Annotated in this window: 16 protein-coding genes; 6 read left to right on the forward strand and 10 right to left on the reverse strand. The window is 71.1% G+C overall.

Going from position 1 to position 18,017, the window contains the following annotated elements:
- Window positions 1–18 precede the first annotated feature (18 nt).
- Genes LV457_RS07420 through LV457_RS07440 form a run of 5 tightly spaced genes read right to left on the reverse strand, consistent with a single transcriptional unit; the run spans window position 19 to window position 5,459 of the window.
- Window positions 19–963 (reverse strand): LLM class F420-dependent oxidoreductase, encoded by a 945-nt coding sequence (locus LV457_RS07420; protein ID WP_232170145.1) that lies wholly within the window; start codon window positions 961–963, stop codon window positions 19–21.
- A gap of 15 nt (window positions 964–978) precedes the next feature.
- Window positions 979–1,602 carry a TIGR03085 family metal-binding protein gene (locus tag LV457_RS07425; protein WP_232170146.1) on the reverse strand — a complete coding sequence of 208 codons (624 nt, stop codon included), beginning with the start codon at window positions 1,600–1,602 and terminating at the stop codon, window positions 979–981.
- Window positions 1,603–1,632: 30 nt separating this feature from the next.
- Window positions 1,633–3,450, reverse strand: a complete 1,818-nt coding sequence (locus tag LV457_RS07430; protein WP_232170147.1) for a glycoside hydrolase family 15 protein — start codon at window positions 3,448–3,450, stop codon at window positions 1,633–1,635.
- Window positions 3,443–4,858 (reverse strand): glucose-6-phosphate dehydrogenase, encoded by a 1,416-nt coding sequence (gene zwf / locus LV457_RS07435; protein WP_232170148.1) that lies wholly within the window; start codon window positions 4,856–4,858, stop codon window positions 3,443–3,445. The genes LV457_RS07430 and zwf overlap by 8 nt, the downstream gene beginning before the upstream one ends.
- A gap of 46 nt (window positions 4,859–4,904) precedes the next feature.
- Complete coding sequence (locus tag LV457_RS07440) at window positions 4,905–5,459, reverse strand: hypothetical protein (protein ID WP_232170149.1); 555 nt, start codon at window positions 5,457–5,459, stop codon at window positions 4,905–4,907.
- A gap of 176 nt (window positions 5,460–5,635) precedes the next feature.
- Between LV457_RS07440 and LV457_RS07445 the strand changes: the two genes are divergently transcribed.
- Entirely contained in the window at window positions 5,636–6,436 is an 801-nt protein-coding gene (locus tag LV457_RS07445; protein ID WP_232170150.1) for a S9 family peptidase, read from the forward strand.
- 61 nt (window positions 6,437–6,497) lie between these two features.
- On the opposite strand, the gene LV457_RS07450 is transcribed toward LV457_RS07445, so the two are convergent.
- Window positions 6,498–7,577 (reverse strand): diguanylate cyclase, encoded by a 1,080-nt coding sequence (locus LV457_RS07450; protein ID WP_232170430.1) that lies wholly within the window; start codon window positions 7,575–7,577, stop codon window positions 6,498–6,500.
- Between the two features lie 394 nt (window positions 7,578–7,971).
- On the opposite strand from LV457_RS07450, the gene dnaK reads away from it, so the two are divergent.
- From dnaK to LV457_RS07470, 4 genes are all read left to right on the forward strand, one after another.
- Window positions 7,972–9,825, forward strand: coding sequence for a molecular chaperone DnaK (gene dnaK / locus LV457_RS07455; RefSeq protein ID WP_232170153.1), 1,854 nt, complete (start codon window positions 7,972–7,974; stop codon window positions 9,823–9,825).
- Window positions 9,822–10,499 carry a nucleotide exchange factor GrpE gene (gene grpE / locus LV457_RS07460; protein ID WP_232170154.1) on the forward strand — a complete coding sequence of 226 codons (678 nt, stop codon included), beginning with the start codon at window positions 9,822–9,824 and terminating at the stop codon, window positions 10,497–10,499. The genes dnaK and grpE overlap by 4 nt, the downstream gene beginning before the upstream one ends.
- Window positions 10,500–10,575: 76 nt before the next feature.
- Window positions 10,576–11,769, forward strand: coding sequence for a molecular chaperone DnaJ (gene dnaJ, locus LV457_RS07465; RefSeq protein ID WP_232170155.1), 1,194 nt, complete (start codon window positions 10,576–10,578; stop codon window positions 11,767–11,769).
- Window positions 11,770–11,797: 28 nt separating this feature from the next.
- The gene (locus tag LV457_RS07470; RefSeq protein WP_308192174.1) at window positions 11,798–12,199 is read left to right on the forward strand and encodes a heat shock protein transcriptional repressor HspR; all 402 of its coding nucleotides are present in this window, start codon (window positions 11,798–11,800) and stop codon (window positions 12,197–12,199) included.
- On the opposite strand, the gene LV457_RS07475 is transcribed toward LV457_RS07470, so the two are convergent.
- From LV457_RS07475 to LV457_RS07490, 4 genes are all read right to left on the reverse strand, one after another.
- Entirely contained in the window at window positions 12,183–13,079 is an 897-nt protein-coding gene (locus LV457_RS07475; protein WP_232170432.1) for an aldose 1-epimerase, read from the reverse strand. The genes LV457_RS07470 and LV457_RS07475 overlap by 17 nt on opposite strands.
- Window positions 13,080–13,097: 18 nt before the next feature.
- Window positions 13,098–14,261 (reverse strand): FAD-binding oxidoreductase, encoded by a 1,164-nt coding sequence (locus LV457_RS07480; RefSeq protein WP_232170156.1) that lies wholly within the window; start codon window positions 14,259–14,261, stop codon window positions 13,098–13,100.
- Between the two features lie 57 nt (window positions 14,262–14,318).
- The gene (locus LV457_RS07485; protein ID WP_232170157.1) at window positions 14,319–14,864 is read right to left on the reverse strand and encodes a hypothetical protein; all 546 of its coding nucleotides are present in this window, start codon (window positions 14,862–14,864) and stop codon (window positions 14,319–14,321) included.
- 63 nt (window positions 14,865–14,927) lie between these two features.
- Entirely contained in the window at window positions 14,928–15,233 is a 306-nt protein-coding gene (locus LV457_RS07490; protein WP_232170158.1) for a hypothetical protein, read from the reverse strand.
- Window positions 15,234–15,388: 155 nt separating this feature from the next.
- Here LV457_RS07490 and clpB point away from each other — a divergent pair, with 155 nt between their 5' ends.
- Entirely contained in the window at window positions 15,389–17,935 is a 2,547-nt protein-coding gene (gene clpB / locus LV457_RS07495) for an ATP-dependent chaperone ClpB (protein ID WP_232170159.1), read from the forward strand.
- The last annotated feature ends 82 nt before the right edge of the window (window positions 17,936–18,017 follow it).

Genomic DNA, 18,017 nt, shown 5'->3' on the forward strand with positions numbered 1-18,017 from the left:
GATACTAGCGGCGGGCCGTCAGGTCAGCTGTCCGACGACGTCGCTCGCGAACAGCTCGACGTGTTCGAGATCGGCCATGTCGAGCACCTGCAGATACGCCCGCTGCACCCCGATCTCGGCCCACGCGCCGATGTTGTCGACGATCTCGTCGGGCGTGCCCACCAGCGGGCTGTTCGACCGCATCTCGTCGAGCTCGCGGCCGATCGCGGCGGCGCGCCGCAGCAGCTCGGCGTCGTTGCGGCCGGCGCAGACGACGAACGCCGCGGAGTAGACCATCGAGTCGGCGTCGCGCCCGGCCGCCTCCACCGCGCCGCGAACCCGGTCGAACTGGGCGCGCACCGCGTCGCGCGGCGAGAACGGCACGTTGAACTCGTCGGCGAAGCGCGCGGCGAGCGCGGGCGTGCGCTTGGGGCCGGTGCCGCCGACGACGATCGGCGGGCGCGGCGACTGCGTCGGCTTCGGCAGCGCGGGCGAGTCGGCGATGGTGTAGTGCTTGCCCCGGAAGTCGTACGTCTGGCCCAGCGGCGTGGTCCACAGCCCGGTGACGATCTCCAGCTGCTCGGCGAGCCGGTCGAACCGCTCGCCCAGCGGCGGGAACGGGATGCCGTAGGCGGTGTGCTCCGCCTCGAACCAGCCCGAGCCCAGGCCGAACTCCACCCGGCCGCGGCTCATCTCGTCGACCTGCGCCACCGCGATCGCCAGCGGCCCCGGGTAGCGGAACGTCGCCGAGGTGACCATGGTGCCCAGCCGGATCGACGACGTCTCGCGCGCCAGCCCCGCCAGCGTCACCCACGAATCGGTGGGCCCGGGCAGCCCGGCCGAGGGATCGGAGGCGCCCATCGCCAGGAAGTGGTCGGACCGGAAGAACGCCGAATAGCCGGCCGCCTCGGCGGCCTGCGCCAGCCGCAGCTGCGTCAGGTAGTCGGCGCCCTGCTGCGGCTCGACCATGATGCGGAAGTCCATGTCCGTCGTCCTCTCCTAAAGGCTCTGCCGGGCGGCCTTGACCTCGCCGACCAACTCGGGATCGCCGCCGAACTCCACGCGCGCGGCGCCGTCGCGGCCGAACAGGAACAGCAGCAGCTCCTCTGGCGCGCCGGTCACCGTCACGTCGGGCCCGCGGCCCACGGTGGCCAGCGTTTCGCCGTCGGGCGTCTGCAACCGCACCCGCGCCGGCGACTTCGACAGGATCATGCGGGTCATGAGCGGCAGCGGCCGCCGCAGCGCGGCCGCCAGCGCCGGATCGAGGTCGCGCGGTTCCCAGGTCGGCTGCGCGCGCCGCAGGTCTTCGTGGTGGATGAACAGCTCGGTGGTGTTGACCAGCGGATCGAGCAGCTTGAACGGCGAGTACACCGGCGGTCCGGACGCCACCTTGTCGACCAGCTCGTTCCAGTCACTGCCCGCCACCCGCCGCTGCACCTTTTTGGTGTAGCCGGACAGCGGCGGCAGCAGGATGCCGGCGGCGGCGTCGAACCGGCGTTCCCGCACCACGAGATGGGCGGCGAGGTCACGCGCGGTCCAGCCCTCACACAGCGTCGGCACGTCCGGCCCCACCTGCTCGAAGGTCTCGACGATGGCGGCGCGTTCGCGTTGCGCAGCGGTCATGGGTTGCGTCCTTTCTCTGCCGTGCGGCGCTCAGCCGAGCGCCCGGTCGAGGTTGATGGCGGCGCTGATCAGCGCCAGGTGCGTGAAGGCCTGCGGGAAGTTGCCCACCTGGTCGCCGGTGGCGCTGACCTGCTCGGCGTAGAGCCCGACGTGGTTGGCATAGGTGAACATCTTCTCCAACGCGAGCTGGGCGTCGTCGAGCCGCCCGACGCGGGTGAGCGCCTCGACGTACCAGAACGAGCACAGCGAGAACGTCCCCTCGGCGTCGTCGAGGCCGTCGGTCCCGGGGTCGTACCGGAACACCAGGCTGTCGGTCACCAGGTGCTTCTCGATGGCGGCGAGCGTCGTCACGAAGCGCGGATCGGCCGGCGAGACGAACTTGACCATCGGCATCAGCAGCACCCCGGCGTCGAGCCGGGTGCCGCCCTCGGTCTGCGTGAACGTCTTCGCGTCCGGATCCCACGATGCGGCCATGATGCGCTCGTAGATCTCGTCGCGCACGGTGGTCCAGCGGGTGAGGTCGGCGGGCAGCCCGCGGGCGCGGGCGATGCGGATCGCCCGCTCGATCGCCACCCAGCACATGAGCCGCGACGTCGTGTAGGCGGCTGTGGTGCCGCGGACCTCCCACATGCCGGCGTCCTTGCGGTCCCAGTTCTCCAGCAGCCACTCGATGACGTAGACCACGTCGTGCCACCCGTCATGGCTGATGCCCGGGCCGTATTTGTTGAACAGGTACACCGAATCGATGAGGTCGCCGTAGATGTCGAGCTGCAGTTGGCTGACCGCGGCGTTGCCCACCCGCACCGGGCGCGAGTCGCGGTAGCCGCTCAGGTGGTCGAGCTCGCGCTCGTCGTCCGGCGCGTTGCCGTCGATGTCGTAGAGCACCCGCAGCGGGCCGAGGTCGGAGCCGGCGGGATCGCGCGCCGCGTCACGTTCGTGACCGAGCCGTTCCGACAGCCATCGGGTGAACTCGCGGGCCTCGTCGGTGTAGCCGAGCCGCAGCAGCGCGTACAGCGTGAACCCGGCGTCGCGCATCCACACGTAGCGGTAATCCCAGTTGCGCTCGCCGCCCACCAGCTCCGGCAGGCTGGTCGTCGGCGCGGCGATGAACGCCCCCGACGGCTCGTGGCTGAGCAGCTTCAGCGTGATCGCCGACCGCTCGACCATCTCGCGCCACCGCCCGGCGTAGGTCGACCTCCCGATCCAGTTCCGCCAGTAGCGGGTGGTCGCGGTGAGCAGCTCGTCGACGTCGTCGCTGCCGGTGGGCGGGGCGTCGTGGTCGCCGAGCACTTCGAGGACGAATACCGCGCTGCCGCCGGTGTCGAGCCGCAGGTCGGCGGTGATCACCCCGTCGTCGACGTCGAGGGGGCACGACGAGGTCAGCCCGAGCCGGATCCCGTCACCGGTGAGCAGCACCCCGTCGTCGGTCGGGGAACAGTCGCAGGCCACCCGGCCGTAGTCGGGCCTGGCCTGCAGCCGCATATTCAGCTCCGTCGTGCCGCGCACCGCGGTGACCCGCCTAACCAGCCGCTGCCGGTGCCCGGCGTCGCGTTCGCGGGTGAGCGGCATGAAGTCGTGGACCTCGGCGACGCCCGAGCCGGTGAGGAAGCGGGTGATGAGCACCGCCGACTGCGGGAAGTAGAACTGGTGCGCCTGCCGGACGTCGGCCCTCGGCGCCAGCCGCCAACTGCCCCCGCGGTCGCGGTCCAGGAGGGCGCCGAACACGCTGGGCGAGTCGAACCGCGGCGCGCAGAACCAGTCGATGGTGCCGTCGAGCCCGACCAGTGCGCAGCTGCGCAGGTCGCCGATGATCCCGTGGTCGGCGATCCCCGGCCACGGGTCAGTCATCGGCGGTCCGCCAGCCGCGCGGACCGGGCAAGCCGATCGCGGCCTGCGGGCCCCACGAACCCGGCTCGTAGGGCTCAACCGGCGGCGGCTCGTCGAGCACCGGCTGGCACACCTGCCACAGCCGGTCGACCTCGTCGGCGCGGGTGAACAGTGTCTGGTCGCCGCGCATCACGTCCAGCAGCAGCCGCTCGTAGGCCGTGAGCGGGATGTCGTCGGGATCCTGCTCGCCGACGTCGAGGTGCACCCGCACCGGGATCAGCGTCAGGTCCGGTCCCGGACGCTTGGCGTAGAGCGTGATCGACGCGGTGGGGGAGTCGCCGAGGTCGAGGGTCAGCTCGTTGGGCGCGTCGTAGTCGCCGAACCGGCGCAGCGGCGGCCGCCGGAAGACCAGCGTCACACTGTGGCGCGTCTGCGCGAGCGCCTTGCCCGTGCGCAGATAGAAGGGCACGTCCTGCCAGCGCTCGGTGTCGACGAACGCCTCGAGTGCCACGAACGTCTCGACCTGCGAGTCGTCGTCGACGTCCTCGGCGTCGCGGTAGCCGTCGTATTGGCCGAACACCACCCGCGACGGGTCGAGCGGCCGCATCGCCTTGAACACCTTCGCCTTCTCGTCGCGCACCGATTCGGTCGCCAGGTCGACGGGCGGTTCCATCGCGACGAAGCCGAGCACCTGGCACAGGTGGGTGGAGATCATGTCGCGGAAGCAGCCGGTCGACTCGTAGAAACTGCCGCGGCCCTCGATGGTGAGCTGCTCGGGCACGTCGATGTGCACGGCCTCGACATTCGTCCGGTTCCAGGCCGGTTCGAGCAGGCCGTTCGCGAAGCGCAGCGCCAGGATGTCCTGCACCGCCTCCTTGCCGAGGAAGTGGTCGATGCGAAAGATCTGGTCCTCGCCGGCGACGGCCTTGAGCGCCGCATCGAGCTCGCGCCCGGAGCGCAGGTCGGTGCCGAACGGCTTCTCGACGACGATCCGGGCGCCGTCGGTGAGCTGTTCGCGGCCGAGCATCTCGATCATCGGCCGCATGGCCGACGGCGGCACCGACAGATAGATCAGGGTGCGGGCGTCGGAGCCCAGCTCGTCGCGGGCCGCACCGACCCGGGCGGCGAGCTCCGAGCCGTCGTCGGCGTTCGAGGTCTGGAAGCTCAGCCGCGACAGCAGCTCGTCGAGCACGCCGTCGTCGATGTCGTCGACCGACGTGCGCAGCCCGTCGCCCACCGACGTGCGGAACTCGTCGTCAGAACCCGGCGACTTCCGGCCCGAGCCGATGATCCGGTAATCGTCGGGCAGCCGGTGCGCCGCGGCCAACCGGTACAGGCTCGGGAACAGCATGCGCTTGGCGAGATCGCCGGTGGCGCCGAAGAGCACCAGGACGTGCGGCGGTAGGTCGGTCACGTCAGAAGTGGGCATGGATGTGCAGGTACCCCGGCGGGCGGGTTTCGACCCCCGGGCGCTTCTAGAACGCGTCGACGCGCTCGACCGCGACGACCATCCCGTGTCCGGTGGCGTCGTTGGTGAAGCGGGTGCCGGCGGCGTCGGCCTCGATGGTCCAGCCGACGGCCGAGTAGCTGCGGTAGTCGAGCGTGACGGCCGGGATGGCGCCGAGGTTGCCGAGCGTCCAGGTCAGCGAGCCGTTAGAAGTGACTCGCACGCCGTTGGCGGGCGCGCCGCCGACCGTCGGCGGGTCGAGGAACGGTGCCTCGCAGCCGACGATGGCGCTCGAGAGCTGGCAGCGGGTCTTGCCCGACTTGGTCTGGATGAAGACGTAGCCGTTCTGCGGCGCGAGCGCTTCGGCGGTGGGCGGTGGGGCGGGCGGCGGCGACGGCGAGGGCCGCGGGGGAGTCGGCGTGCTGCGGGTGGGCCGCGGCGTGGGGACGGTGGGTTCGGTCGCAGGGGTCGGCCCCGCGGGTGGTGCCTCGGTGTGGGGTGCCGCGGTGGGCCGGCCGTCGGTGACCGTGCCGCAGCCGGCGAGCAGCAACGCCGCCGCCACCGTCATTGCCGTTCTTCGCATGCGCCTCACCCCTCGGGCCGTGGCTACCCAGGCTACGGCCAGCTGTGACGCCAGTGGCGGAAGTGAAACGGACTCGTGACCTGGCTGCCGCCGTCCCGAGGCGCCGAAACCAACGAACGGGCGCAGAAGTGCGAGAAGCAACCGGCATTTCGTCGATCTCGGCGAGCATGGACAGCGTGATCAATCGCCGCACCGCGCTGGCCGCCGCGGGAGCCATCGCGGCCGCCGCCTGCGCTGCCGAGCCGCCGGCCGCCCGCGCGGGCGTCACCCGCTACCGCTACGGCGCCGATCCCAGCCAGTACGCCGACATCTCCCTGCCCGGGCGCTCCGAGCCGGCGCCGGTGGTCGTCGTCATCCACGGCGGGTTCTGGCGCTCGGCGTACGGCGCCGACCTCGGTGAGCCGCTGGCCGCCGATCTCGCGGCGCGCGGGTACGCCGCGGTGAACCTCGAATACCGGCGGGTCGGCGCGGGCGGCGGCTGGCCGCAGACCGGTGACGACGTGCTGGCGGCGCTGGACGCACTGCCGGCGCACGCCGACCGGCTGGACCTCGATCGCGTGGTGGCGCTGGGGCACTCGGCGGGCGGCCAGCTCGCGGCGTGGCTCGCCGCCGCCCGGCCACTCACCGGCGCCGTGCTGCAGGCGGGCGTGCTGGACCTGGTGGCGGCGGCCGAGGCGGGGCTGGGCGGCGGCGCCGTCGTCGACTTCCTCGGCGGCACCCCGGCGCAGCGGCCCGACGTCTACGCCCAAGCGTCGCCCACCGCCCGCGTGCCGCTGGGCGTGGCGTCGATCGCCGTCCACGGCACGGCCGACCGCCACGTGCCGATCAGCCAGTCCGAGCGTTTCGTGGCCGCGGCGCAGCGGGCCGGCGACCGCGCGCAGCTGCGGACGTTCGACGGCGACCACTTCGCCCCGATCACCGTCGGGTCGCCCGCCTGGGAGCTCTGCGTGTCGGCGATCGCCGAGCTGCTGCGCTGACGGGACGCGTGGATCAGCGTGCTCGCCCATCACCGCCGCGCACTCAGTCAGCGGCACCCGTTCACGTGCAGCGGCAGTGGCGGCGGGCGTGCTGGATGTGGTTGCCGCCCTGGCGTTTGGCGTCGTACATGGCGCGGTCGGCCGCGTCGACGAGCCGGTCGACCAAGTCATCGGGCGGCGTGGTGAGCGCTTCGTCGCCGTCGGCGGACGCGACGCCGACGCTGGCGGTGACGCCGTCGGTGTGGGCCTTGATCGCTGCGCAGAGCGGCGATGTGTAGTCGGGGGCGCCCCGCTCGGGTGAGGTGAGGGCGATGAGGAACTCCTCGCCTCCGCAACGGCACAGTGCAGCGGTCGCCGGCATGGTGGCGCGCAACAGGTCGGCGATGGCGGTCAGGATGCGATCGCCGGTGGCGTGGCCGAGGGTGTCGTTGACGGCCTTGAAGTTGTCGAGATCAATCATGATCACGACCAGGTGGCGGGTCGGTTGCGCCCGGACCTCGTCGATGAGCAGCAGGCGGACGGTGTCGCCGAACCCGCGTCGGTTGAGCAATCCGGTGAGGGGGTCCTCGTCGCACGCGCGGGCGTAGCGCGTCATTGCCGTCGACAGGCCGCGCACGCCGATGGGGACCGCAAAGTTGAGGAGCCACATCACCCAGAACGCGGCGAGCGCGGTCGGGACGCCGTCGTGGCCGGCCAACCGCAGCGCGGTCAGCACCGCCGTCACGGTGGCGATGCCCACGTTCACCAGGACCGCGCGCAGCCCGTGGAACAACGCGATGTAACCGCCGGTGACCGCCAACACCGTGCACCCCAACGCCCCGATGGCGGGGCTGGGCTGGGAGATGCTCCACGCCGAGGCGCACACCGCCCCGATGGAGACGGAGTACAGGGACACCCCGCGGGTGGGCCAGCGCGTGACCCACCACGCCGCCATCACCGCGCACACCGCGGTGCCCCCCACGCCCACCACGACCAGGCCTGGCGTCGTGCGTGCGGCGAACAGGCCGGACAGCGGCACCAGCGCCGCCGAGCAGTTCAGCGCGGCCATCAACAGTTGCGCCGATCGCAGCACGCCGCGCCGGCGCAAGAAGGCGGTCACGCGGTCGAACTGGTCGGTCTCGGCAAACGACGCGGTGCCCATGGTCAAGCCCCCTCATCGACAGCTGCGTCAGCGAACACCGCACACGCTCCCCCGCGCGCCCGGCAACAGTAGCCGGACAGCCGATTCGTTGTCGATCTCAACTGGCCGTCGAGAGTTGCTCGCGAGACAGGGGTCGTTAGCCAACCTGCACATAGGTGGGCGACATGACGCGTCAGGGCAAAGCGACATGTCGATGCGCCGCCGTCGGCCGGGGACGCCGACCGCGTGCCGGACCGGGCTGGTCGGAACAAAAGCCGCCGGCCGCCCGTTGGCAGAAGCGACAACTTGAGTGTCTGCGGCTCAACTTCCGCTTGACTCGCTGCCATCGGCGAGAGCAGACTTGAGCCAAACTCACTCATCCAAGTGCAGACAGTAGCTATCAGGAGGAATGAACATGGCTCGTGCGGTCGGAATCGACCTCGGGACCACCAACTCCGTCGTCGCGGTCCTGGAAGGTGGCGACCCGACGGTCATCGCGAACTCCGAGGGTGCCCGCACCACGCCGTCGGTCGTTGCGTTCGCGCGTAACGGCGAGGTGCTCGTCGGTCAGCCCGCCAAGAACCAGGCGGTCACGAACGTCGACCGGACCATCCGCTCGGTCAAGCGCCACATCGGCACCGACTGGTCGGTGGAGATCGACGGCAAGAAGTACACGCCGCAGGAGATCAGCGCGCGCATCCTCATGAAGCTCAAGCGCGACGCCGAGGCGTACCTGGGCGAGGACATCACCGACGCCGTCATCACCGTGCCGGCGTACTTCAACGACGCCCAGCGCCAGGCCACGAAGGAAGCCGGCCAGATCGCCGGTCTCAACGTGCTGCGCATCGTCAACGAGCCGACGGCGGCCGCGCTGGCCTACGGCCTGGACAAGGGCGAGAAGGAACAGACCATCCTGGTCTTCGACCTCGGTGGTGGCACGTTCGACGTGTCGTTGCTGGAGATCGGCGACGGCGTCGTCGAGGTGCGGGCCACCAGCGGTGACAACCACCTGGGCGGCGACGACTGGGACCAGCGCATCGTCGACTGGCTGGTCGACAAGTTCAAGGGCACCAGCGGCATCGACCTGACCAAGGACAAGATGGCGATGCAGCGGCTGCGTGAGGCGGCCGAGAAGGCCAAGATCGAGCTGTCGAGCTCGCAGAGCACCTCGATCAACCTGCCCTACATCACCGTCGACGCCGACAAGAACCCGCTGTTCCTCGACGAGCAGCTGTCGCGCGCCGAGTTCCAGCGCATCACCCAGGACCTGCTCGACCGCACCCGCAAGCCGTTCCAGCAGGTGGTCAAGGACGCCGGCATCTCGGTGGCCGACATCGACCACGTCGTGCTGGTCGGCGGCTCGACCCGCATGCCCGCGGTGAGCGACCTGGTCAAGGAGATGACCGGCGGCAAGGAGCCGAACAAGGGCGTCAACCCCGACGAGGTCGTCGCCGTCGGCGCCGCGCTGCAGGCCGGCGTCCTCAAGGGCGAGGTCAAGGACGTCCTGCTGCTCGACGTCACCCCGCTGAGCCTCGGCATCGAGACCAAGGGCGGCGTGATGACCAAGCTGATCGAGCGCAACACCACCATCCCGACCAAGCGCAGCGAGACCTTCACCACTGCGGACGACAACCAGCCGTCGGTGCAGATCCAGGTCTTCCAGGGCGAGCGCGAGATCGCGGCGCACAACAAGCTGCTCGGCAGCTTCGAGCTGACGGGCATCCCGCCGGCGCCGCGCGGCGTGCCGCAGATCGAGGTGACGTTCGACATCGACGCCAACGGCATCGTGCACGTCACCGCGAAGGACAAGGGCACCGGCAAGGAGAACACGATCCGCATCCAGGAGGGCTCCGGCCTCTCCAAGGAAGAGATCGACCGGATGATCAAGGACGCCGAGGCGCACGCCGAGGAAGACCGCAAGCGCCGCGAGGAGGCCGACGTCCGCAACCAGGCCGAGACGCTGGTCTACCAGACGGAGAAGTTCGTCAAGGAGCAGCGGGAGGCCGAAGGCGGATCGAAGGTTCCCGAGGAGACGCTGAGCAAGGTCGACGGCGCCATCGCCGAGGCCAAGACGGCGCTCGCGGGCACCGACATCTCGGCGATCAAGTCCGCGATGGAGAAGCTGGGCGTCGAGAGCCAGGCGCTGGGCCAGGCGATCTACGAGGCCACGCAGGCCGGGCAGGCCGGCGGCGAGAGCGCCGGCGCGGGGTCCGGGCAGGATGACGTCGTGGACGCCGAGGTCGTCGACGATGACCGGGAGCACAAGTGACACCACCCACCAACCACGAGAACGATTCGCCCGAGCCGGTGACCGTCACCGACAAGCGACGCATCGATCCTGTGACCGGTGAGATCCGCGAACCGGAATCCGCCGGCCCGGCTCCCGGTGAGCCGGCGCCGGCGGCTCCGGCCGACAGTGCCGACGACAAGGTCGCCGAGCTGACCGCCGACCTGCAGCGCGTGCAGGCCGACTTCGCCAACTACCGCCGCCGGGCGCTGCGCGATCAGCAGCTCGCCGCCGAGCGCGGCAAGGCCGCGGTGGTGACCGAACTCTTGGGCGTGCTCGACGACCTCGACCGCGCCCGCAGCCACGGCGACCTCGACTCGGGTCCGTTGAAGGCCGTGGCCGACAAGCTGGCCGGCGTGGTCACCACCCTCGGCCTGGTGCCGTTCGGCGACGTCGGCGACGCGTTCGACCCGTCGCTGCACGAGGCCGTGCAGCACGAGGGTGACGGCTCGAATCCGGTGGTGAGCGCCGTCATGCGGCGCGGCTACCGACTCGGCGACCACGTGCTGCGGCACGCGCTGGTCGGCGTGGTCGACGAACCGCTCGACGAAGGAGCATCAGGTGGCGACACCGTCGACAGCACAGCGAGCGGCGAGTCGGCGCAGGCACAGGACGAATCAGCGGAGAGCAACGCAGAATCGAACGCAGAATCGTAGGAAACCGGCCGGTGGCGGTGCGATCGCCCACCGGCCGGTTTCACCACTGACGCTCTTGGTGAGGAGGTGACGCGACATGGTGCAACGTGAGTGGGTCGAAAAGGACTTCTACAAAGTGCTGGGCGTCTCTTCCGACGCCAGCGAGGACGAGATCAAGCGGGTGGCCAAGAAGCTGCTCGCCGAGAACCATCCCGACCGCAACCCGAACAACCCGGAGGCCGACGAGCGGTACAAGGCCGTCGGCGAGGCCCGCGACGTGCTGCTCGACAAGGAGAAGCGCAAGGAGTACGACGAGACCCGCCGGCTGTTCGCCGGTGGCGGCTTCGGCCGGGGTCGCGGCTTCAACGGCGGCAATTTCGGTGGCTTCGGCGGCGGCGCCGGTGGCGCGGACTCGATGGAGTTCAACCTCAACGACCTGTTCGACGCCGCCGGCCAGACCGGCGGCGCCACCATCGGGGACCTGTTCGGCGGGCTGTTCGGCCGGGGTGCGGCACCGCCGCGCGCCAGCCGGCCGCGCCGCGGCAACGACATGGAGACCGAGACGGAGCTGAGCTTCGTCGAGGCCACCAAGGGTGTCGAGATGCCGCTGCGGCTCACCAGCCCGGCGCCGTGCACCAACTGCCACGGCAGCGGCGCGCGCCCGGGCACCAGCCCCAAGGTGTGCCCGAACTGCAACGGGGCCGGCGTCGTCAGCCGCAACCAGGGTGCCTTCGGGTTCTCCGAACCGTGCACCGAGTGTCGCGGCAGCGGCTCGATCATCGAGCACCCCTGCAGCGAATGTAAGGGCACCGGCGTCATCACCCGCACCCGGACCATCAACGTCCGGATCCCGCCGGGCGTCGAGGACGGGCAGCGCATCCGGCTGCCCGGGCAGGGGGAGGCCGGGCTGCGCGGCGCGCCGTCGGGCGACCTGTACGTGACGGTGCACGTCCGCCCGGACAAGGTGTTCGGCCGCGACGGCGACGACCTCACCGTGACGGTGCCGGTCAGCTTCCACGAGCTGGCCCTCGGCACGACGCTCAGCGTCCCGACGCTCGACGGCAAGGTGGGCGTGCGGGTGCCGAAGGGCACCTCCGACGGCCGGATCCTGCGGGTCCGCGGCCGCGGCGTCCCCAAGCGGAACGGCGGGAACGGCGACCTGCTGGTGACGGTGAAGGTCGCGGTGCCGCCGAACCTCGACGGCGAGGCGCGAGAAGCGCTGGAGGCCTACGCGACGGCCGAGAAGGAGAGCGGCTTCGATCCGCGCGCCGGATGGGCTGGTTCCCGATGAGCGCTTGCGCGACGAGCGAGGTGCCCCGGTGAGCTCGCAGGACTCCAACGCGTCGAGCCGGACGTTCCTGATCTCGGTGGCCGCCGAGCTGGCCGGCATGCACGCCCAGACGCTGCGCACCTACGACCGGCTCGGCCTGGTCCGCCCGCGGCGCACCAGCGGCGGCGGACGGCGCTATTCGCAGCACGACGTCGACCTGCTCCGCGAGGTGCAGCGGTTGTCGCAGGACGAGGGCGTCAACCTCGCGGGCATCAAACGGATCATCGAGCTGACCAACCAGGTCGAGGCCCTGCAGTCGCGGATCAAGGAGCTCACCGCCGAGGTCGAGGAATTGCGGGGCAAGCAGCGCCGCGACCTCGCGGTGCTGCCGAAGAGCACCGCCGTGGTGGTGTGGCAGCCGCGGCGCGGCAGCCCTAATCCGCGATCCTGATCGAGAACCGGGTGACGTCGGGTTCGCCCGGCTCCGCCAGCCGGTAGCCGCCGCGGCGCAGCGCGTCGGTGGGCGCCGTCATCGGCTCGAAGCACACCACGTCCTCCGACGTCGGCGCGAACACCTGCGTCGCCGGGAAGCCGCGGTCGAACACCACCTCGATGCGCCGGCCGCCGCCGGTGACGGCGAACGTCGCGGCCTCGGGCACGCCGGTGAAGCCGTCGTCCCAGGCCCGCGTCCCCAGTGGCCGCACCGCCGCCGAGGACGGCACCCATTCGCCGGTCGGGATGCCCAGGCCGTCGGCGAGCTGGTGGCGCATGGCCGGCAGCTCGATGCACCACTCGGTGCGCGCCGCGCCGGGCAGCGTGAGGTACGGGTGGTAGCCGTAGCAGATCGGCACCGCGGCGTCGCCGGTCGGTGTGACGGTGGTGGTGACGGTCAGCGTCCGGTCGGCCAGCGACACCGCCACCGCCAGCAGGTGCGGGAACGGGAACGTCGCGAGCAGGTCCGGGTCGGCGCCGAAGTCGCACGACGCGGTGAGCGTGTCGGCGCCGACGTCGCCGAGCCGCCAGCCCGGATACGCCGACAGGGTGCCGTGGATCGGCAGGCCGTGCTCGTCGGCGCGCACCCGCGGGGAGTCCGTCGACACCGTGACGTCGGTGTCCCCGACCGAGTAGGTCGGCCCGCTGAGGCGGTTGGCCCACGGGTACAGGATCGGCAGACCCATGGTCTTGCCGGCGCGGCGGTAGGCGTCGAGGCCGCGGCGCTGGCCCAAGAGCTCTACCCCGTCGTCGGCCAGCGAGACGCCGACCATGCCCGCCTCGGGCACGAACGTGGCGGCCAGCGCCGACGCGGCGTCGCGCAGCGTGACGGTCTGCAAATCGCTCATCCGCAGGTGTTACCCGATCGGGTCGTGCTGAATACGTTCCGCCGGAGCGCCCCGGGCGATGAGGGCCGCCCGCGTCGCGGCGACCATCTGCGGGCCGCCGCTGATCAGGATCTGCCGGTCGCCCCAGGCGCCGTAGCGGGTCACCACCTCGGGCAGCCGGCCGATCTGGCGGACGTGCAGCCCGCGGGGCGGCTCCGGGTCGGGGTAGTCGCCGGCCCACGGCGGGTTGCCGCGGTACTCCGACACCGGCGACACCGACAGCCACGGGTTGTGCGAGGCGATCTGCCACAGCGTCGGCAGGTCGTAGAGCTCACAGGGGTAGCGCGCGCCGTAGAACAGGTGCACCCGCGGGTTCACGCCGAAGCGGGTCATGTCCATGATGATCGCCCGCAGCGGCGCGAGCCCGGTGCTGCCCGCCACCATCAGCACGTCCTCGCCGCCGCGGTCGACCTCCATGCCGCCGTGCGGGTTGGAGAGGCGCCAGCGCTGCCCCGGCGTGGTCTCCGCCACGATCGCGGTGCTCATGAGCCCGCCGGCGACGGTGCGGACGTGGAACTCGATGCCGCCGCCCGGATCGGCGGGGATTGACGGGCTCAGGTACCGCCACCGCCGGGGGCATTGCGGCACGGCGACTTTCACGTACTGGCCGGGCAGGTAGGGCATCGGCCGGTCGAGCTGCAGCCGCACCACGGCAATGTCGCGCGACACCCGGTGGTGTTCGATCACGGTGCCGTCCCACCACGGCGGCCCGCTCTCGGCGTCGGCCGCGCCGCTCATCACCCCCACGAACAGCGCCAGCAGCTGGTCGCAGGTGTCGGCGACGGCGTCGTCCCAGGCGTCGCCGAGGTGGTGGCGCAGGCTGCTGCGCAGCGCCCGTTGCATGCTGGCGTAGTGCGGCGCCGTCACGCCGTACTTGCGGTGATCGCGGCCGAGCTGCGCCAAGAAGGCGACCGGCTCCTGCGCGCGCTGCTCGATCAGCTCGTCGAGCACCCAGCTCAGCGCGGCGCCGAACGCCGCCCGCTGCTGGTGCAGGTCAGGGGGGAACAGATCGCGCACGGCGGGGTCGAGCGCGAACCAGCGGATGTAGAACTCGCGCATCAGGGTGTCGCCGCCGCACTGCGGGTCGACGGCGGCGCGCAGGCTGGTCAGCGCCTGTCGATCCTCGAGTCCCACGCCCGCCGAGTGTATGGGGCTTACCGCCCGTGACCGCGACCAGCGTCGAGCCGCTGTTCAGCTGCCGCACCACTTCCAATCGCCGTCCTCGCGGACGAACCTCCACTGGTCGCTGTTGCTGTCCGCCATGCCGGCGAAGTTCACGGCGAGGTCCACGTCGACCGAGGCCGACGAGCCGGTGACGGTGATCGAGTGGACGGTGATGTCGATGGCCGCGCCGAGCCCCGCCGGCAGGTCGCCCGCCCCGAACTTCGACTGCTCGGCGCCGCACAGGTACTGCCGGAACCGTGTCGCGTCGCCGGCGTTGAAGGCGTCCTCCATGTTGTCCACCGTCGCGCGGATCTGTTCGGCGTCGGAGCTCCGGGCGCCGACGGTGGTGATCAGCACGACCATCACCACCGCCACGACCGCCAGGATGGCGATGCCGCCGAGGATCCACGGCATGCGGTTCGGCCGCGGCGGCGCCAGCGGATAGCCGGCGTCGTCCACCCACAGCGGCCACCCCGGGGGCGGCGGACCCCACGCCGGATCCGGCTGCCACCCGGGCGGCGGAACCCAGCCCGGCGGCGGTGGCGGCCAGTGCGGCGGCGGGTTGTAACGCATGTCTCCACCTTCCTCGAAGCCCCGGTGCGACGCCAGCTCAGGGGTGCGTCCTTCTGCAGCCGGTCATGGTTTGCGGCGCAGCGTCCACGCCGGGATCCAGTGGGTGACCGGGCGCTTGGCGGCGCCGTAGCTGACGTCGTAGGTGACCAGCCCCCACCAGTCGCCCTGTTCGCACAGGCCCCAGCAGGTCAGCGAGCCCTCGACGACCTTGTGCAGCTGCAGGCCGTGCGGGTGGTAGCGGCCGGTGCGGTGCGGGCGGCGAGGGAACAGGGTCGTCAGGTCGACGAGCACGGTGACCGGCGGCCGGACCACCCGAAACGGCGGCTCCACCGGCTGCCCGTTGTATCCGATCGACGGGAGCTTGCCCACCGTTCGATCATACGTTCGACGCAGTGACGGCGTGGCCGCCCAGCGCTGATCGAATCAGCTCGAAATTGTTAGACTTGAGCGGAACAGACTCAACCTCGCGCACGTTAGACCAAACGACAAGTTCGTTCACCCACCCGAAGGATCGGAGGACCGTCGTGGACTCGTTCAACCCGACCACGAAGACCCAGGCGGCGCTCACGTCGGCGTTGCAGGCGGCGACGGCCGCCGGTAACCCCGAGATCCGGCCCGCCCATCTGTTGATGGCACTGCTGACCCAAACCGACGGCATCGCCGCGCCGCTGCTCGAAGCGGTCGGCGTCAACCCCGCGAGCATCCGCGCCGAGGCCGAGCGGCTGGTCGACCGGCTGCCCAAGGCGTCCGGCGCCAACTCGACGCCGCAGCTGAGCCGCGAATCGCTGGCCGCGATCACCGCGGCGCAGCAGCTCGCCACCGAGATGGACGACGAATACGTCTCCACCGAGCACCTGCTCGTCGGCCTCGCGACCGGCGACTCGGACGTCGCGAAGCTGCTCGCCGGCAGCGGCGCCTCGCCGCAGGCGCTGCGCGAGGCGTTCGTCAAGGTGCGTGGCAGCGCGCGGGTAACCAGCCCGGATCCCGAAGGCACCTACCAGGCGCTCGAGAAGTACTCGACCGACCTGACCGCGCGCGCCCGCGAGGGCAAGCTCGACCCGGTCATCGGCCGTGACAACGAGATCCGGCGCGTGGTGCAGGTGCTGTCCCGCCGCACCAAGAACAACCCGGTGCTGATCGGCGAGCCCGGCGTCGGCAAGACGGCCATCGTCGAGGGGCTGGCGCAGCGGATCGTCGCCGGCGACGTGCCCGAGAGCCTGCGCGACAAGACCGTCATCGCGCTCGACCTCGGCTCGATGGTGGCCGGCGCCAAGTACCGCGGCGAGTTCGAGGAGCGGCTCAAGGCCGTGCTCGACGACATCAAGAACTCGGCCGGACAGGTCATCACGTTCATCGACGAGCTGCACACCATCGTCGGCGCCGGCGCGACCGGCGAATCGGCGATGGACGCCGGCAACATGATCAAGCCGATGCTGGCCCGCGGCGAGCTGCGGTTGGTCGGCGCCACCACGCTCGACGAGTATCGCAAGTACATCGAGAAGGACGCCGCACTGGAACGTCGCTTCCAGCAGGTGTTCGTCGGCGAGCCGTCGGTCGAGGACACCGTGGGCATCCTGCGCGGCCTCAAGGACCGCTACGAGGTGCACCACGGCGTGCGCATCACCGACTCCGCGCTGGTGGCGGCGGCAACGCTGTCCGACCGCTACATCACCGCGCGCTTCCTGCCGGACAAGGCGATCGACCTGGTCGACGAGGCGGCGTCGCGGCTGCGCATGGAGATCGACTCGCGGCCCGTCGAGGTCGACGAGGTGGAGCGCGTGGTCCGCCGGCTCGAGATCGAGGAGATGGCGCTGGAGAAGGAGTCCGACGACGCCTCGAAGGAACGGCTGGAGAAGCTGCGCGCCGAGCTGGCCGATCACCGCGAGAAGTTGGCCGAGCTCACCACCCGGTGGCAGAACGAGAAGAACGCCATCGACACGGTGCGCGAGCTCAAGGAGCAGCTGGAGACGTTGCGCGGCGAGTCCGAGCGCGCCGAACGCGACGGCGATCTGGCCAAGGCCGCCGAGCTGCGCTACGGCCGCATCCCGGAGGTCGAGAAGAAGCTCGAGGCCGCGCTCCCGCAGGCGCAGGCCCGCGAGGACGTGATGCTCAAGGAGGAGGTCGGCCCCGACGACATCGCCGAAGTGGTGTCGGCGTGGACCGGTATCCCGGCGGGCCGGCTGCTCGAGGGCGAGACCGCCAAGCTGCTGCGCATGGAGGACGAGCTGGGCCGCCGCGTCGTGGGCCAGCGCAGGGCCGTGCAGGCCGTGTCTGACGCCGTGCGCCGCAGCCGGGCCGGTGTCGCCGACCCGAACCGTCCGACCGGGTCGTTCATGTTCCTGGGCCCCACCGGCGTCGGTAAGACCGAGCTGGCGAAGGCCCTGGCGGACTTCCTGTTCGACGACGAGCGCGCGATGGTCCGCATCGACATGAGCGAGTACGGCGAGAAGCACTCGGTCGCCCGCCTCGTCGGTGCGCCGCCGGGCTACGTGGGCTACGACCAGGGCGGCCAGCTCACCGAGGCGGTGCGGCGGCGGCCGTACACGGTGGTGCTGTTCGACGAGATCGAAAAGGCGCACCCGGACGTGTTCGACGTGCTGCTGCAGGTGCTCGACGAGGGCCGGCTCACCGACGGCCAGGGCCGCACGGTGGACTTCCGCAACACCATCCTGATCCTGACGTCGAACCTCGGCTCGGGCGGTGACGAGGAGTTCGTCATGAACGCGGTCCGCTCGGCGTTCAAGCCGGAGTTCATCAACCGGCTCGACGACGTCATCATCTTCGACGGGCTCAACCCCGAGGAGCTGGTGCAGATCGTCGACATCCAGCTGGCGCAGCTGGGCAAGCGGCTGGCGCAGCGGCGGCTGCACCTGGAGGTGTCGCTGCCGGCGAAGCGGTGGCTCGCGTCGCGCGGCTTCGACCCGGTGTACGGCGCCCGGCCGCTGCGGCGGCTCGTGCAGCAGGCCATCGGCGACCAGTTGGCGAAGATGCTGCTCGCCGGCGAGGTGCACGACGGCGACGTGGTGCCCGTCAACGTCAGCCCGGACGGCGAATCGCTGGTCCTGGGCTGACGTCCGCCGATGCCGACACTGCGGTCGGATCGTGGCTTCCCGACGAAACGCGATCCGGCCGCAGTCTCGCGCTGTGACGAGG

The sequence above is a fragment of the Mycobacterium sp. MYCO198283 genome, assembly GCF_021213805.1.
Taxonomy (GTDB): Bacteria; Actinomycetota; Actinomycetes; order Mycobacteriales; family Mycobacteriaceae; genus Mycobacterium.

What these genes read in the sequence shown, in the direction of transcription:
- LV457_RS07420 (WP_232170145.1), bottom strand. Translation starts at nt 963, where the DNA reads ATGGACTTCCGCATCATGGTCGAGCCGCAGCAGGGCGCCGACTACCTG.
- LV457_RS07425 (WP_232170146.1), bottom strand. Translation starts at nt 1,602, where the DNA reads ATGACCGCTGCGCAACGCGAACGCGCCGCCATCGTCGAGACCTTCGAG.
- LV457_RS07430 (WP_232170147.1), bottom strand. Translation starts at nt 3,450, where the DNA reads ATGACTGACCCGTGGCCGGGGATCGCCGACCACGGGATCATCGGCGAC.
- zwf (WP_232170148.1), bottom strand. Translation starts at nt 4,858, where the DNA reads ATGCCCACTTCTGACGTGACCGACCTACCGCCGCACGTCCTGGTGCTC.
- LV457_RS07440 (WP_232170149.1), bottom strand. Translation starts at nt 5,459, where the DNA reads ATGCGAAGAACGGCAATGACGGTGGCGGCGGCGTTGCTGCTCGCCGGC.
- LV457_RS07450 (WP_232170430.1), bottom strand. Translation starts at nt 7,577, where the DNA reads ATGGGCACCGCGTCGTTTGCCGAGACCGACCAGTTCGACCGCGTGACC.
- dnaK (WP_232170153.1), top strand. Translation starts at nt 7,972, where the DNA reads ATGGCTCGTGCGGTCGGAATCGACCTCGGGACCACCAACTCCGTCGTC.
- dnaJ (WP_232170155.1), top strand. Translation starts at nt 10,576, where the DNA reads ATGGTGCAACGTGAGTGGGTCGAAAAGGACTTCTACAAAGTGCTGGGC.
- LV457_RS07485 (WP_232170157.1), bottom strand. Translation starts at nt 14,864, where the DNA reads ATGCGTTACAACCCGCCGCCGCACTGGCCGCCACCGCCGCCGGGCTGG.